Annotated in this window: 16 protein-coding genes; 8 read left to right on the forward strand and 8 right to left on the reverse strand. The window is 72.6% G+C overall.

The genetic code is table 11. The annotated features are described in order from the left end of the window. The first annotated feature begins 27 nt into the window (after positions 1-27). The 6 genes from ACIBVQ_RS04405 (at position 28) to ACIBVQ_RS04430 (ending at position 6,362) form a co-directional block, all read left to right on the forward strand. Positions 28-984, forward strand: a complete 957-nt coding sequence (locus tag ACIBVQ_RS04405; RefSeq protein WP_399175534.1) for an STM4015 family protein — start codon at positions 28-30, stop codon at positions 982-984. 160 nt (positions 985-1,144) lie between these two features. After that, the gene (locus ACIBVQ_RS04410) at positions 1,145-2,104 is read left to right on the forward strand and encodes an STM4015 family protein (protein ID WP_399175536.1); all 960 of its coding nucleotides are present in this window, start codon (positions 1,145-1,147) and stop codon (positions 2,102-2,104) included. Continuing rightward, positions 2,101-3,204 carry an STM4014 family protein gene (locus ACIBVQ_RS04415; RefSeq protein ID WP_399175538.1) on the forward strand — a complete coding sequence of 368 codons (1,104 nt, stop codon included), beginning with the start codon at positions 2,101-2,103 and terminating at the stop codon, positions 3,202-3,204. The genes ACIBVQ_RS04410 and ACIBVQ_RS04415 overlap by 4 nt, the downstream gene beginning before the upstream one ends. A gap of 1 nt (position 3,205) precedes the next feature. Beyond that, positions 3,206-4,009 carry an STM4013/SEN3800 family hydrolase gene (locus ACIBVQ_RS04420; protein WP_399175540.1) on the forward strand — a complete coding sequence of 268 codons (804 nt, stop codon included), beginning with the start codon at positions 3,206-3,208 and terminating at the stop codon, positions 4,007-4,009. Then, positions 4,006-5,325 carry an STM4012 family radical SAM protein gene (locus ACIBVQ_RS04425; RefSeq protein ID WP_362771769.1) on the forward strand — a complete coding sequence of 440 codons (1,320 nt, stop codon included), beginning with the start codon at positions 4,006-4,008 and terminating at the stop codon, positions 5,323-5,325. Before ACIBVQ_RS04420 ends, ACIBVQ_RS04425 begins: the two co-directional genes overlap by 4 nt. A gap of 140 nt (positions 5,326-5,465) precedes the next feature. Continuing rightward, positions 5,466-6,362, forward strand: a complete 897-nt coding sequence (locus ACIBVQ_RS04430) for an STM4011 family radical SAM protein (protein ID WP_399175542.1) — start codon at positions 5,466-5,468, stop codon at positions 6,360-6,362. Here ACIBVQ_RS04430 and ACIBVQ_RS04435 read toward each other — a convergent pair. Then, a complete protein-coding gene (locus ACIBVQ_RS04435; RefSeq protein WP_362916782.1) occupies positions 6,338-7,438 on the reverse strand; it encodes a DUF6745 domain-containing protein in 1,101 nt (366 codons plus the stop codon). The genes ACIBVQ_RS04430 and ACIBVQ_RS04435 overlap by 25 nt on opposite strands. Positions 7,439-7,471: 33 nt before the next feature. Continuing rightward, entirely contained in the window at positions 7,472-7,798 is a 327-nt protein-coding gene (locus tag ACIBVQ_RS04440; RefSeq protein ID WP_352009233.1) for a hypothetical protein, read from the reverse strand. Positions 7,799-7,964: 166 nt separating this feature from the next. On the opposite strand from ACIBVQ_RS04440, the gene ACIBVQ_RS04445 reads away from it, so the two are divergent. Next, on the forward strand, positions 7,965-8,474 hold the full coding sequence (locus ACIBVQ_RS04445) for a sigma-70 family RNA polymerase sigma factor (protein ID WP_352009234.1): 510 nt from the start codon (positions 7,965-7,967) through the stop codon (positions 8,472-8,474). Continuing rightward, positions 8,471-9,508 carry a hypothetical protein gene (locus ACIBVQ_RS04450; RefSeq protein WP_399175545.1) on the forward strand — a complete coding sequence of 346 codons (1,038 nt, stop codon included), beginning with the start codon at positions 8,471-8,473 and terminating at the stop codon, positions 9,506-9,508. The genes ACIBVQ_RS04445 and ACIBVQ_RS04450 overlap by 4 nt, the downstream gene beginning before the upstream one ends. A gap of 76 nt (positions 9,509-9,584) precedes the next feature. Here ACIBVQ_RS04450 and ACIBVQ_RS04455 read toward each other — a convergent pair whose 3' ends face one another. From ACIBVQ_RS04455 to ACIBVQ_RS04480, 6 genes are all read right to left on the reverse strand, one after another. After that, positions 9,585-10,187, reverse strand: coding sequence for a TetR/AcrR family transcriptional regulator (locus ACIBVQ_RS04455; protein WP_352009236.1), 603 nt, complete (start codon positions 10,185-10,187; stop codon positions 9,585-9,587). A gap of 31 nt (positions 10,188-10,218) precedes the next feature. Further along, positions 10,219-10,872 (reverse strand): biliverdin-producing heme oxygenase, encoded by a 654-nt coding sequence (locus ACIBVQ_RS04460; protein WP_362916777.1) that lies wholly within the window; start codon positions 10,870-10,872, stop codon positions 10,219-10,221. A gap of 92 nt (positions 10,873-10,964) precedes the next feature. Next, positions 10,965-11,129: a hypothetical protein gene (locus tag ACIBVQ_RS04465; protein WP_386189857.1), complete on the reverse strand. Its 165-nt coding sequence runs from the start codon at positions 11,127-11,129 to the stop codon at positions 10,965-10,967. Between the two features lie 44 nt (positions 11,130-11,173). Further along, positions 11,174-11,323: a hypothetical protein gene (locus tag ACIBVQ_RS04470; RefSeq protein WP_399175548.1), complete on the reverse strand. Its 150-nt coding sequence runs from the start codon at positions 11,321-11,323 to the stop codon at positions 11,174-11,176. A gap of 89 nt (positions 11,324-11,412) precedes the next feature. After that, the gene (locus ACIBVQ_RS04475; protein WP_362916773.1) at positions 11,413-12,066 is read right to left on the reverse strand and encodes a response regulator transcription factor; all 654 of its coding nucleotides are present in this window, start codon (positions 12,064-12,066) and stop codon (positions 11,413-11,415) included. Continuing rightward, entirely contained in the window at positions 12,063-13,379 is a 1,317-nt protein-coding gene (locus ACIBVQ_RS04480; RefSeq protein ID WP_399175550.1) for a sensor histidine kinase, read from the reverse strand. The genes ACIBVQ_RS04475 and ACIBVQ_RS04480 overlap by 4 nt, the downstream gene beginning before the upstream one ends. Between the last annotated feature and the right edge of the window lie 200 nt (positions 13,380-13,579).

A 13,579-nucleotide genomic window follows, 5' to 3' on the forward strand; every position in this document is an offset into this window, starting at 1 on the left:
ATATTTCGCCGGACGGGAGCCCCTGGAATGGACCACGCCGAGTTCAACGACGCCGTCACCGCGCTCCGGGAGGGCGTTTACGCCGGTCTGCCCATCGTGCAGGCGCCCGGGAGTGACGACGGGGACGTGCAGGGACTGCCCGCCCCGCAGGCGGCGGCCTGGCGGATAGGCCTTGACTGGGACGAGGGCGACCTCGAACTCGACTTCCGGCACTTCGTCGACGTCGTCGACACGACCAGGGTCTCCGCGCTCATCGTCGGCAGCTGGGGGGAGTCCTACGAGGACGACTCCTCAAAGATCGTCGGTCTGCTGACGGAGCACGCGGACCGCTTCCCCGCCCTCCGCTCCCTGTTCCTCGGGGCCATGTCGTACGAGGAGTGCGAGATCTCCTGGATCCAGCAGAGCGACGTCACCCCGCTGCTGGCGGCCTTCCCGCTGCTGGAGCGCCTGGAGGTGCGCGGCGGCGAGGGGCTGCTGTTCCCGCCGGTCAGGCACGAGAACCTCAGGGTGCTCAGGTTCGAGAGCGGAGGGCTTCCCGCGTCCGTGGTCCGCGGGGTCGGGGACAGTGACCTGCCCGCGCTCGAATACCTGGAGCTCTGGCTCGGCGTGAGCAACTACGGCGGCGACGCGACCGTGGCGGACCTCAGGGCGATCCTGGGCGGCGAGCGGCTGCCCGCCCTGCGCCACCTGGGCCTGCAGAACAGTGAGATCCAGGACGAGATCGCGGCGGCGGTGGCCTCCGCGCCGGTCGTGGCCCGCCTGGAGACGCTGTCTCTGTCGATGGGCTCCCTCGGCGACGACGGGGCGGAGGCGCTGCTGTCCGGCCAGCCGCTGACCCACCTGAGGCGCCTGGACCTGCACCACCATCACCTCACCGACCCCATGGTCGCCAAGGTCGGGGCCGCCCTGGCGGGCGTCGAGGTCGACCTCTCGGGTCAGCTGATGCCGGACGAGGGATGGCGCTACGTGGCGGTCACCGAGTGACCGTTTTTGTGCGGCGAGAGATGATTTGACTGTTTCAGGATATTTTGCCTAGTAATCGGGATGTGTCCTCGCTGTCCGTAGGGATGGAGACGGAACATGAAGTGTCGGCGATCTCTGGTAGGAAGTGGTCTGCCGTATTTCGCCTGACAGGAGCCCCGCAATGGACTACCCCGACCACGCCGACGACTCGCTCGGGAAGGGCACCTACGCCGGTCTGCCCATCGCGCACGCGCCCGGGGGCGACGACGGGTCACGGGAACTTCCCGCCCCGGAGGCGGCGGCCTGGCGGATCGGCGTGGGCTGGGACGGAGGGCGCGGAGAGTTCGAGGAGCGCTTCCTGCGCTTCTTCCGCGTGGTCGACACGACGAAGGTCGCCGCCCTCATCATCGGCAACTGGGGGAGCGCCTACGAGAGCGACTCCAGTGAGGCGGTGCGGCTGCTGACCGAGCACGCCGAGCGTCTGCCCGCCCTGCGCACGCTGTACCTCGGCGCGATCTCCAGGGAGGAGGCCGAGATCTCCTGGATCCAGCAGAGCGACGTCACCCCGCTGCTGACCGCCTTCCCGCTGCTGGAGCGGCTGGAGGTGCGCGGCGGCTCCGGTCTCGGGCTGAGCCCGGTCAGGCACGAGCACCTCAAGGACCTCACCGTCGAGTCGGGCGGCCTGCCCGCGAGAGTGGTCCGCGGGGTCGCCGAGAGCACCTTCCCCGCCCTGGAGCACCTGGAGCTCTGGCTCGGCGTGGACGAGTACGGAGGGGACGCGACCCTGGCCGACATGGCGGGCATCCTGAGCGGCGAGCGGCTGCCCGCCCTGCGCCACCTGGGCCTGCAGAACAGTGAGATCCAGGACGAGATCGCGGCGGCGGTGGCCTCCGCGCCGGTCGTGGCCCGCCTGGAGACGCTGGCGCTGTCGATGGGCGCCCTCGGCGACGAGGGCGCCGAGGCGCTGCTGTCCGGCCAGCCGCTGACCCATCTGAGGCGCCTGGACCTGTACCACCACTACCTCACCGACCCCATGGTCGCCAGGGTCAAGGAGGCCTTCGCCGGCTCCGGCGTCGAGGTCGACCTGTCGGAGCAGGAGGAGCCCGACGACGAGTGGCGCTACGTGGCGGTCTCCGAGTGACCTCGCTGACGGTCGTCGGTACTCCGGGGGAGCGCCGGGTCACCCTGTTCGCGCGCGCCTGCGCCGCCCACGGCCTGCCCGAGCCCCGGGTCACGCCGTGGACTCAGGTGCTCGGGAGCGATCGCGCGATCCGGTTCGAACCGGGCACGCTCGTGCGGATCGAGTCCCCCGGCGAGGACGCCGTCGCCGACGCGCTGCTGCGCGGCCCCGGGGAGCCGTCCAGGGTGGGCGGCGGGGCCGCCTGGTACGCCGCCCTCACCGCCGGGATCGAACGTGTCCGCCAGGCCGTGGCGGACGCCCCGGGCGCCGGGTTGCTCGCCGACCCCGGTGAGATCGCGGTGATGTTCGACAAGCGGCTCTGCCACGCGAGGCTGTCGGCGGCCGGGGTTCCCGTACCGCCCGCGCTGGCGGGACCCGTCGGCGGCTACGCCGAACTGCGCGAGCGGATGACCGAGGCCGGATGGAACCGGGTGTTCGTCAAACCCGCCCACGGCTCCTCGGCCTCCGGCGTCGTCGCCCTGCAGGTCGCCCCGGGGCGGATCAGGGCGGTCACGTCGGCAGAACTGGCCGGTGGCTCGCTGTACAACTCGCTGCGGGTGCGCTCCTACGACGACGAGCGCGACGTGGCGGCGATCGTCGGCCTGCTGGCCCCGGACGGCCTGCACGTCGAGAGGTGGTTCCCCAAGGCCACGCTCGGCGGAAGGGCGATCGACCTGCGGGTGGTCACGGTCGACGGCACGCCGACCCACGCGGTGGTGCGCGCCAGCCGTACGCCCATGACGAACCTGCACCTCGGCGGGGAGCGCGGCGATCTCGGCGCGGTGCGGGCCGGGCTGGGGCCCGAGGGCTGGTCGCGGCTCGTCGACGTCTGCGCGCGGGCGGCGGCGTGCTTCCCCGGCAGCCTGTCCACCGGGGTGGACGTCATGGTCGGCACCGGCTGGAGCGACGTCGCGGTGGCCGAGGTCAACGCCTTCGGCGACCTGCTGCCCGGGCTCACCGGCCTGCCCGGCACCGGAGCAGAGGGGCTGGACACCTACCGGGCCCAGGTCGCGGCCATCCTGCGCCGTCACGTCCCCGCGGGGGTCGGCGCCGGTGCGTGACATGAACGAGATCGTGGGCGGCCACGACCTGCTGCTGGTGACGCTCGACACGCTCAGATACGACGTGGCGCGGCAGGCGCTGGCAGCGGGACGGCTGCCGAACCTGGCGCGGGCACTGCCCGGCGGCCGGTGGGAACGGCGTCACAGTCCGGGAAGCTTCACCTACGCCGCGCACGCCGCGATCCTCGCCGGGTTCCTGCCGACCCCGGCGGCTCCCGGACCGCATCCCCGGCTGTTCGCCGCGACGTTCCCCGGCAGTGAGACGACGGCGCCGGGCACCTGGACGTTCGACGCCCCCGACCTGCCCACCGGGCTGGCCGCGGCGGGTTACCACACGATCTGTGTCGGAGGAGTCGGCTTCTTCAACAAGCTGACCCCGCTCGGCTCCACGTTGCCCGGCCTGTTCGCCGAGAGCCACTGGGAGCCGGAGTTCGGGGTGACCTCGCCGACCTCGTTCGAGGCACAGATCGCGTGCGCGGAGCGGGCGGTCGCCCGGACGGACGGGCCGGTGTTCCTGTTCGTCAACGTCTCCGCGCTGCACCAGCCGAACTGGTACCACCTGCCCGGAGCCACCCGCGAGCACGGCGACGACCCGCGCAGTCACGCCGCCGCGCTTGAGTACGTCGACCGGCACATCGGCGGGCTCTTCGCGCTGATGAGCGCCAGGCGCCCGGCCTTCGCGATCGTCTGCTCCGACCACGGCACCGCCTACGGGGAGGACGGTCACATCGGGCACAGGATCGGCCACGAGGTCGTCTGGACCGTGCCCTACGGGGAGTTCGTCCTGGAGAGGGGACAGTGGTGACGGCCGGACAGCCGGGCCTTGAGGCGGGCCCCTACCAGGGATACGTCTACGCCTATCCGCACAAGACGGCCTACCGGCCGCTGGACCCCCGGCCCACGCTGCGCCAGGTGTGGGCGCGGGAACCGAAGGGGAGCCTCTTCCTCTACCTGCACATCCCGTTCTGTGAGATGCGCTGCGGGTTCTGCAACCTGTTCACCAGGACCGGCGCCCCCGAGGAACTCGTCACCGCCTACCTCGACGCGCTGGAACGCCAGGCACGGGCCGTACGGGACGCCCTGGACGGGCCGGAGTTCGTGCTCGCGGCCGTCGGGGGCGGCACGCCGACCTACCTGAGCGCGGCCGAGCTGACCCGGCTGTTCGACCTCACCGAGCGGATCACGGGCGCCGACCTGCGAGCCGTGCCGCTTTCCGTGGAGACCTCACCCGCGACGGCCACGGCCGACCGGCTCGCCGTCCTGGCCGAGCGGGGCACCACCCGGATCTCCATCGGGGTGCAGAGCTTCCTCGACGCCGAGGCCCGCGCGGCGGTCAGGCCGCAGCGGCGGGCGGAGGTCGAGGCGGCGCTCGGCCGGATCAGGGACACCGGCTTCAAGGCGCTCAACATCGACCTGATCTACGGGATCGACGGGCAGACCGAGGAGACCTGGCGCCACTCGCTGGACGCGGCGCTGGCCTGGCGGCCCGAGGAGATCTACCTGTATCCGCTGTACGTCCGCCCGCTGACCGGCCTCGGCCGCCGCGCGCGCGACTGGGACGACCACCGGCTTGGCCTCTATCGTCAGGGCCGCGACCACCTGCTCGCCGCCGGGTACGAACAGGTGTCGATGCGGATGTTCCAACTGCCCGGCTCCGGCGGCCTGACCGAGTACAGCTGCCAGAGCGACGGCATGGTCGGCCTCGGCTGCGGGGCCCGTTCCTACACCGAGGGCCTGCACTACTCCCACGAGTACGCGGTGGCAGCCCGACAGGTGCGCGGGATCATCGACGACTACGTACGGCTGCCCGCGGAGGAGTTCGCCTTCGCCAACGTCGGCTTCCACCTGGACGAGGCGGAACGGCGCCGCCGTCACCTCCTGCAGTCGCTGCCGCGGACGGAGGGGCTGGACCTGGACGCCTACCGGGGGCGCTTCGGCACCGAGGCGACGGCGGACTTCTCCGGCGAGCTGGAGGTCCTGGCGGGCAGGGGCTGGCTCGGCGATCCCGAAGGGCGCCGGCTGCGGCTGACCCCGGAGGGGCTGGCACACTCCGACGCGATCGGCCCGTGGCTGTTCTCCGCGCCGGTGCGTGCGCTGATGTCCGAATACGAGCAGCGATGACGATTTTTCATGAAAAATCCGCTTATGGCGGGGTCGTCCAGGCCGGGGACCCCGAACAGGACCCTGGACGGGAAAGAGACGAGCCCGTGGGCACGGGAGGCGCCGGACGCTTCCTTCCCGGCGGGAAGGGAGACGACCCCGTGGACACGAGCGTGAACCCCCCGGGCGGTGAGCACGAGCCGGGCCACCTGACGATCCTGTACCGGGGGCCGCTGTCCAGCTGCGACTACGACTGCCCCTACTGCCCCTTCGCCAAGCGCCGCGACAGCCCGGAACGGCTACGGCAGGACCGGGCGGCGCTCGAACGGTTCACGGCTTGGACGGCGGAGTGCGGCCACCCCGTCTCGGTGCTGTTCACCCCCTGGGGGGAGGGGCTGGTCCGCTCGTGGTACCGCCGGGCGATGGTCGAGCTGAGCCGGCTCCCGCACGTCCGCAGGGTCGCCATCCAGACCAACCTCAGCTTCCGCACCGGCTGGCTCGCCGAGGCCGACCTGGACACGCTCGCCCTGTGGGCGACCTACCACCCCGACCAGGTCACCCACGAGCGCTTCCTCGGCAGGTGCCGCGAACTGCACGGACTCGGTGTCCGTTTCAGCGTCGGCGTCGTCGGCCTGCCCGAGCACCTGGAGGCGGCCCGGCGCCTGCGCGCCGACCTGCCCCCTGAGGTGTATCTGTGGGTGAACGCCGCCGAGGGACACCTCTACACCGACGAGGAGGCGGCCGGGTGGGCGGCGCTCGACCCGCTGTTCCACCACAGCAGGACCCCGCACCGCAGCGCCGGGCTGCCGTGCCGTACCGGGGAGAGCGTGATCTCCGTGGCGGGCGACGGCACCGTACGGCGCTGCCACTTCGTGCCCGAGGTCCTGGGCAACCTCTACGACGGCTCCTTCCGCGCGGCCCTGCGCCCCCGGGGCTGTCCGCTGGCGATGTGCGACTGCCACATCGGCTACGTCCACCTGGAGCCGACGGGACTCTACGACGTGTTCGCCGGGGGAGTCCTCGAACGCATCCCTCATGTCTCCTTGAGCGGCCGGTAGTCCCCCTCCGTCTGGCCGAACGTCCACGCGACCCCCTCGCGGGCGGTGCGGGTCCACGGCGGGACCCGCAGCCAGTAGGTGCGGAACGTGCCGTCGGGCTCGGCGGTCGAGTTGACCACCTCGACCATCGCCACCGCCTCGTCGTCGGGCAGGTCGATGCGCCACAGGACGCCGGTCTCGTCGCGGTGCGTCGGCGTCGCCCCCGACTCGGCGAGGTAGCGGTCGTAGCCGAAGTGCTCCAGCATCACCCGGCGCAACTCGGCGTTCTCCTCGGCGCGGATGCGCGCGGGGGTCAGGCCCGTCATGGAGGCGCCGAAGTCGGCGGGCACCGGCATGCCGTGCCAGGCGTGCAGGGCGAAGCCGTCGGGGAAGGAGAGCGCGGGCCCCTCCGCGCGGTGCGGACGGCCCGCGTCGTCGCGGTGCAGCTCGGCGGGGCGCTCACAGAGCAGCGCCACCCGCTCGAAGGGCCACCACCAGCCCGCGGACTCGGCGACCCGGACCAGGCCCTCGACCTCCGGCGCGCCCAGCGCGTCGAACAGCGACAGCCAGGGCGCGTCGTGCTGGCCGAGCACGGCGTCCAGCGTCGAGGCGCGCAGCAGCGCCCCGGCCTCCTCCGAGCCCGCGGACGCGGCGATGCCGCCGCGGATGCGGGTGACCAGGCGGTTCACCTCGTCCCACAACGCGCCCCCGGTCAGCGACCAGGCCAGCGGCCAGCCCTCGGCGCCGAGCCGGGCCAGGGCGTCGGCCCTGGCCCGCTCCCACGGCCGGGTACGGACCTGGTCGCGGACGCACCGGCCCGCGTCGAACTCCGCGGCCCTCTCTCCGGGACCGCCGCCGGGGCCGTCCTGCTCGCCGCCGCCCCTGTTGGCGGCGAGCTTCGCGGCGATCACGGCGCCCTCGGCGGGGGAGGCCGCCCAGATGATCCGCTCGGGCTCGGCCAGGCCGCCGAGCCGGTAGGCGAGCCGTACCCCCTCCTCAGCGCGGGCGCGGTCGGCGGGGCCCGTCCTGAGGGCCACCTCCTCCCAGCGGAGCGCGGCCACGCTCAACGTGTCGGAGAGTTCACTGGTCACGGTCATGTTCGGGTGCTCCTGGGACGTGCGGGGAATCGTTCAGTCGGCGACGACGCGGAAGGCGCCGGGGACGTACTCGCGCTGGCGCAGCACGCGGTACCACCCCTTGGGCAGGGAGATCGCGGCGTGCTCCTCGTGAACCACCCGCCCGCCGGAGGGGAGGTTGAGGAAGGAGGGGTCGGCCGGACGCGCCCCGCGGACCAGGGTGCCCTGGCCGACCACGGCGTGGGCGTGCCCGGTGGCCTCGCCGAGGGCCAGCACCAGGCGGCCCCGCGCGTCACGCGGCACGGACGGCGAGGTGACGACGGAGGCGGGAACGGCCTCCTCCTCGACGGGCACGATCAGGATGTCTCCCTGGCGGTACATCTCACAACTCCTCGGATCGGGATGATCGAAAGTTAGCGGCCGCCACCGACAATCCTGGGCGGCTCATCGCCGCAGCCGGTGAGAGCACGCGGAGCCGGCCGCCAGGGCGGATCGTGATTCGTCCCTCTAGCGTGTAATCCACGCCCTCCTCCTGGGACTACTGACCGTGGACCATCCCCAACAACGCTTCACCGAGCTCTACGACCGGCACTACCGGAACGTCCTCGGCTACGCGCTGCTGCGCGCCGACAGGCAGGCAGCGGAGGACGTGGTGAGCGAGACCTTTCTGATCACGTGGCGACGGCTGCGCGAGGTCCCCGACCCGGCGCTGCCGTGGCTGCTCGGCGTGGCCCGCAACCTCCTGCGCAAGCAGCAGGACTCCGGGCTGCGCGGGCGGGCCCTCGCCGCGCGGCTGGCGGATCTCGCCCCCGCGCCCGAGGACGACGTCGCCGAACGCGTCGCCCGGCGGGAGGCCGCCCTCGCGGCCCTCGCCGAACTCGGCGAAAACGACGTCGAGGCCCTGGTCCTGGCGAGTTGGTACGGGCTGACCCCCGCCGAGGCCGCCCGCGTCGCGGGCTGCACCGCCAGGACCTTCAACGTCCGCCTGCACCGCGCTCGCCGCCGCCTGGCGGAGGCGCTCGACCATGACGCACTCACCCTGGAGGAACGACGATGACCCCCGACGACTTCATGCTCGGCCTGCGGCCCGACGCCGTGACCGAGGAGAGCCACCGGCTCAGGCGTGAGCGCGACCTGTCGGCCGCCTTCGCCTCCTCCGGGCGGCCACGCTCGTTGCCGCCCGCGCGGCTGCTCAAGATCGTGCTCGGGCTCGCGGCGGCGGCCGCGGTCGGCGTGCCGTACGTGATCGGCAGCGCCCCCGCCGCGGCGCCCCCGACGGCGGCGAGGAACGTCGTCCCCACCGGGCACGGCACGGTCGCCGCCCCGGTCGAGACGGTGGACGCGCGCTCGTTCCTGCTCGCCGCCGCCGAGACCGTGGCCCGCACCCCGGAGCGCAAGGCCCGCTACTGGTTCTCCAGCACCCGCACCTTCGACCCGGTCGAGGGGGGAGGCGTCCTCGCGGTCACCGCCGAGGCCTGGAGCGCCTCGACCGGCGGCCGTCTCGTGACCGGCAAGGACGCCTCCTACGTCCCGGCCCGCCCCGGCGCGCCGCTCCCCGAGGAGAAGTCCGTCGACCACGGGCCCATGGTCCTCAAGACCGCGATCGGCGGCACGCTCGTCTCCGACGAGGACGTGGCCGATCTGCCCGGCGAGGAGAAGGCGCTCGACGCGTGGCTGCGCGAGGCCTACCGCGGCGCGGGCAAGGGCCTGCCCGCCGAGGCGGCGAAGGAGGAGCGGGCGCGGTCCTATCCCGCCTTCGTGCTCGGTGCGGCCCGCTACCTGCTCGACTCCCCGGCGACCCCCGCGACCCGCGCCGCGGTCCTGCGGGTTCTCGCGGCCCAGCCGGGCCTGGCCATGAAGGAGGGCGTCACCGACCCGGCCGGGCGGACCGGCGTGGAGATCGGGCTGACGGGCGGCGACACCCGGCTCGTCATCGACCGGACCGGGGCCAGGCTGCTGTCCTTCGCCTACACCGGGCCGGACAGGGCGGAGAGGCGTGTGGGCGCCTCGGTGCGCTCAGCCGAGGTGAGCGGACGCGAGGTCGCGGTCCTCTCCTCCGGCTGGGTGGACTCCCTGGGCGCCCGTCCCTAGTCCGATCGGAGGCTCCGTCTCCCGGCGCGGGGGCCGTCGCCGGTCGTGGTCCTGACGGCCGGGCTCGGTCGCCGCGTCAGGGCGTGAGGGCGTCCAGCGCGCGCAGGACGAAGTCGCAGACGACGGCCTCGGCGTCCTCGGCCGTGGTCTCCCCGCTGAGCAGCGGCACCCGCTCCGAGCCGATGACGGCGAGGATGAAGCGGGCGGCGGAGGCCACGTCCGAGGTGCGGAAGGCCCCCGAGGCGACCCCGCCCTCGATGATGCCGGTCAGGATGCGCTGCATCGGCTCGACGTGGTCGGCCAGGCGCTGGTAGGCGTCGGGGCCGAGCGCGGCCGACAGGTCGGCGGGGCCGGGGTGGGGGTGGGCGAGCAGCCCGGCCAACTGCAGGCGGACGAACACCCGCAGGCGTTCCGCGGGGGAGGCGTCCGGCGGCAGCTCCCGCTCGTAGCCGTCGATGAAGTAGCCCGTCACCCGCTCGGTGAAGGCCAGCAGCAGGGTCGCCTTGTCGGGGAAGTAGTTGTACAGGACGGTGCGGGTGATTCCCGCCTCACCCGCCACTTCCGTCATCGAGATGGCGTCGATGCCCTGGTTCCTGGACAGACGGGAGACCGCCTGCAGAATCCGGTCCCGCGTCTGGGCGCGGTGCTCGCCGATCGTCGCGGCCGAAATGCGAGGCATGCCCCCATCGTCGCACAGGCCGGGGCGGTTCTCAGGCGGGTTGCCCGGCCGGGACCAGCCTGCCGAGGTCGGCCAGCACCTCGGTGTTGAGCCGGTAGGCGAGCCTGGTCTCCTCGATGATCAGCGCCTTCTCCGCCTCGTCGGCCGGAAGCGCGTCGAGCCGGGCGCGGTAGTCGTTCTTGAACCGGGGCAGGCTGCCGATCCCGTCGAAGCGGTAGAAGTCGACGCCGCCGTCCGTCTGGTAGCCGTAGATCTTCTGCAGCTCCATCCGGATGAACTGGCCGCCGGACAGGTCGCCCATGTAGCGGGTGTAGTGGTGGGCGACGTAGCCGCCCGGCCAGGAGGCGGTCCGCTCGATCCTGGCCACCAGCTCCTCGGTCGGCTTCGAGGGCTCGATCCTGGTTCTCCAGCCGGAGCCGTAGATCGTCTCCAGGTCACGGACCAGCGCCTCCTCCCGGTAGAGCTCGGGAAAGACGAAGGGACCCGCGACCGGGTCGCCGGCGAGTGAGCGGGAGACGCCGTCGAGGGCGACGTAGGCGAAGTAGTGCTGGGCGACCATCTCGCCGTAGGCCTCCGCGCTGAGCCGCCCCGCCATGAGGGCCTTGAGGTAGCCCTCGCCCTCCGCGGACTCGTGGTCGCTCCAGGTGGCGTTCCTGAGCGCTTCGGAGAAAGACGGCTCACTCATGATCACTCCGCGATGAAGGGGTCTTATATGACACAGTGTCACAAAGCCTGCCGTTCCCCGTCAACCCGATGATGACACCATGTCATAAAAAATCACTTCTTATTGGGTTGGGCGGCCAGTGCCAGGCAGAGGGCGGCGAACACCGGAGGCCAGGCCGGCCGGAACAGCACCCAGGAGGGCCCGTCCACCGGACCGGGCAGCCAGGGAATCTCCCCAGGGCCGAGCGGCAGCGCGGCCAGGACCGCCACGGTCGGCACGGCCTGGCGTCACAGGAAGACCGCCATGGCGCCCAGGTTGACCGTCACGACCACCGCCCGGAGCCGGGGCCGCCGTCCGCCCGCACCCGCACGCCGCCCAGTTCGGCGGCCGAGGACCGGTCGCCGTGCGGGGCCGGGACGAGCAGGTGGCCGAGGGCTGCGGCGACGGCGAGAACGGACGTGCGGTGTGGCATGCGGGCCTCCTGACCGGTTGGGAACCGGCAAGAGGCTAAAAATCATGGTTTGTCGCTTATATCGCCCTGGAGAGGTCCCCCCACGGGGTTCACTCGCCCGGCCTGACCAGACCCGTCTCGTAGGCGTACACGATCGCCTGGGCCCGGTCGCGCAGGTCCAGCTTGGCCAGGATGCGTCCCAGGTGCGTCTTGACCGTCTGCTCGGACAGCACGAGCTCGGCGGCGATCTCCTGGTTGGAACGGCCCTGGGCGACGAGGACGAGCACCTCGGTCTCGCGTTCGGTGATGCCGTCCGGCCTGATCCGGGGACGGCGCGGGCCGACGCGGGCGAACTCCGCGATCAGCCGTCTGGTCACCGAGGGGGCCAGCAGCGCCTCACCGGAGGCGACCACCCTGACCGCCTCGGCCAGCTGCCGCGCGGAGGCGTCCTTGAGCAGGAACCCGCTGGCCCCGGCGCGCAGCGCCTCGTAGACGTAGTCGTCGAGGTCGAAGGTGGTCAGGATCAGCACCTTCGGCGGGTCCGCCGCGGCCATGATCTCCCTGGTCGCGGCCAGGCCGTCCATGACCGGCATCCGTACGTCCATCAGCACCACGTCGGGACGCAGCCGCATGGCCTCCGTCACGGCCTCACGGCCGTCGGCAGCCTCGCCGACGACCTCGATGTCCGGCTGTGAGCCGAGGAACACGGTGAAACCGGTCCTGACCATGCCCTGGTCGTCGGCGATGAGCACCCGGATCGTCATGTCTCCTCCACTACCGGCAGTATGGCGGTGATCGCGAATCCCGTCCCGACCGGTCCGGCCCACAGCCTCCCGCCGAGCATGGCGGCCCGCTCCCGCATCCCGACCAGGCCGTGCCCGGGACCCTCCGCGCGCTGCGCCGTACCGGGGGAGGGGCGTCCTGCGTCGTTGGTCACGTTGATGTTCAGCGCGCCGCCGGAACGGGAGATCCGCACCGAGACGTCCGAGCCGGGCGCGTGCCGCATGGCGTTGCTCAGCGCCTCCTGGGCGATCCGGTAGGCCGACAGGCTCACCGCCTCGGGCAGCCCGGTCAGGTCGCCGCTGAGGGAGAGCGACACGGTGAGACCGGCCGAGCGCGCGTTGCCGACCAGCTCGTCGAGGCGGCCGAGTCCTGGCTGAGGGGCGGTGTCCACCCGTCCCTCGGCGTCCCTGAGCACCCCGATCACCCGGCGCATCTCGGTCATGGCGGACAGCGAGAGCACACGGATCTCCTGTAGCCCCTCCTCAAGGCGCCCGACGTCCCCGGCCGCCTGGAGGGGTACGGCCTCGGCCTGGATGGCGATCACCGACATGTGGTGGGCGACGACGTCGTGCAGCTCCCTGGCGATCCTGGCCCGTTCCTCCAGTGCGGCCTGCGCGGCCAGGGCTCGCTCGCTGCGCTGCTCCTCCTCGGCCAGGCGCCTGGAGGCCAGCCGTCTGGTCCGGACGTTGTAGCCGAGGAGCGCGGTGACGGCCAGCAGGACCGCGGCGGGCAGCGCATCGTTGACGCCGGGGCCGTAGACGACCAGGACGAGCACCGAGACGGCCCACACGCCCAGGGTGGTCCTGCGCTCGCAGCGGACCGCGACGGAGTAGACGACGAGCAGGTGGAGCATCGCCTCGGGGGCCTGCACGGGTCGTCCGCCGTCCTCGAAGGAGGGCATGACGATCACGCTCGCCAGGGCGATCCGCCAGGCGGCCAGCGGCCAGCGCTCGCGCAGCAGCACCGGGACGCAGGAGGTGATGGCGGCCAGGTAGAGCCACCACTCGGGGTAGAGGGGGCGCAGGAGGGCCCGGTCTTCCGGGGAGCCCACCGTGCCCGCGGTCATGTCGTTGGAGTGGACGAGCCGGGACAGGACGCCGCTGTAGACGATCCAGAAGGCCACCACGTTGGCCACCGTCACCAGGTCGACGGCGCGGAACGGCAGCAGCCGCAGGGCCTCGGGCAGCCGGAACCGAAGCCGGGGGGAGCGGGGGAAGGGCGGATCGGCCTGTCCCCTGACCAGCGCCAGGGCCGGCGGCCGCAGGAGCCGTTCCAGACCGGCGGGCAGATTCACCCGGCCAGCCTAGACAACGGGGGCGCGCACGGCGTCACCCTCGGGAGTGATCCACACCATCACCTCCCAGGGGTACGGCGGTACCGGTGAGCCGTCGTCCCCGGGCCGGCGGGACCGGCGGGCAGGGCGCGCGGGGCACAGCCGGGGGAGCAGCGGGGGGAGCAACGGGGGAGGAGGCACGGCCCGGCGAATTACACGAT

This window comes from Streptosporangium sp. NPDC049376 (assembly GCF_044466505.1).
Taxonomy (GTDB): domain Bacteria; phylum Actinomycetota; class Actinomycetes; order Streptosporangiales; family Streptosporangiaceae; genus Streptosporangium.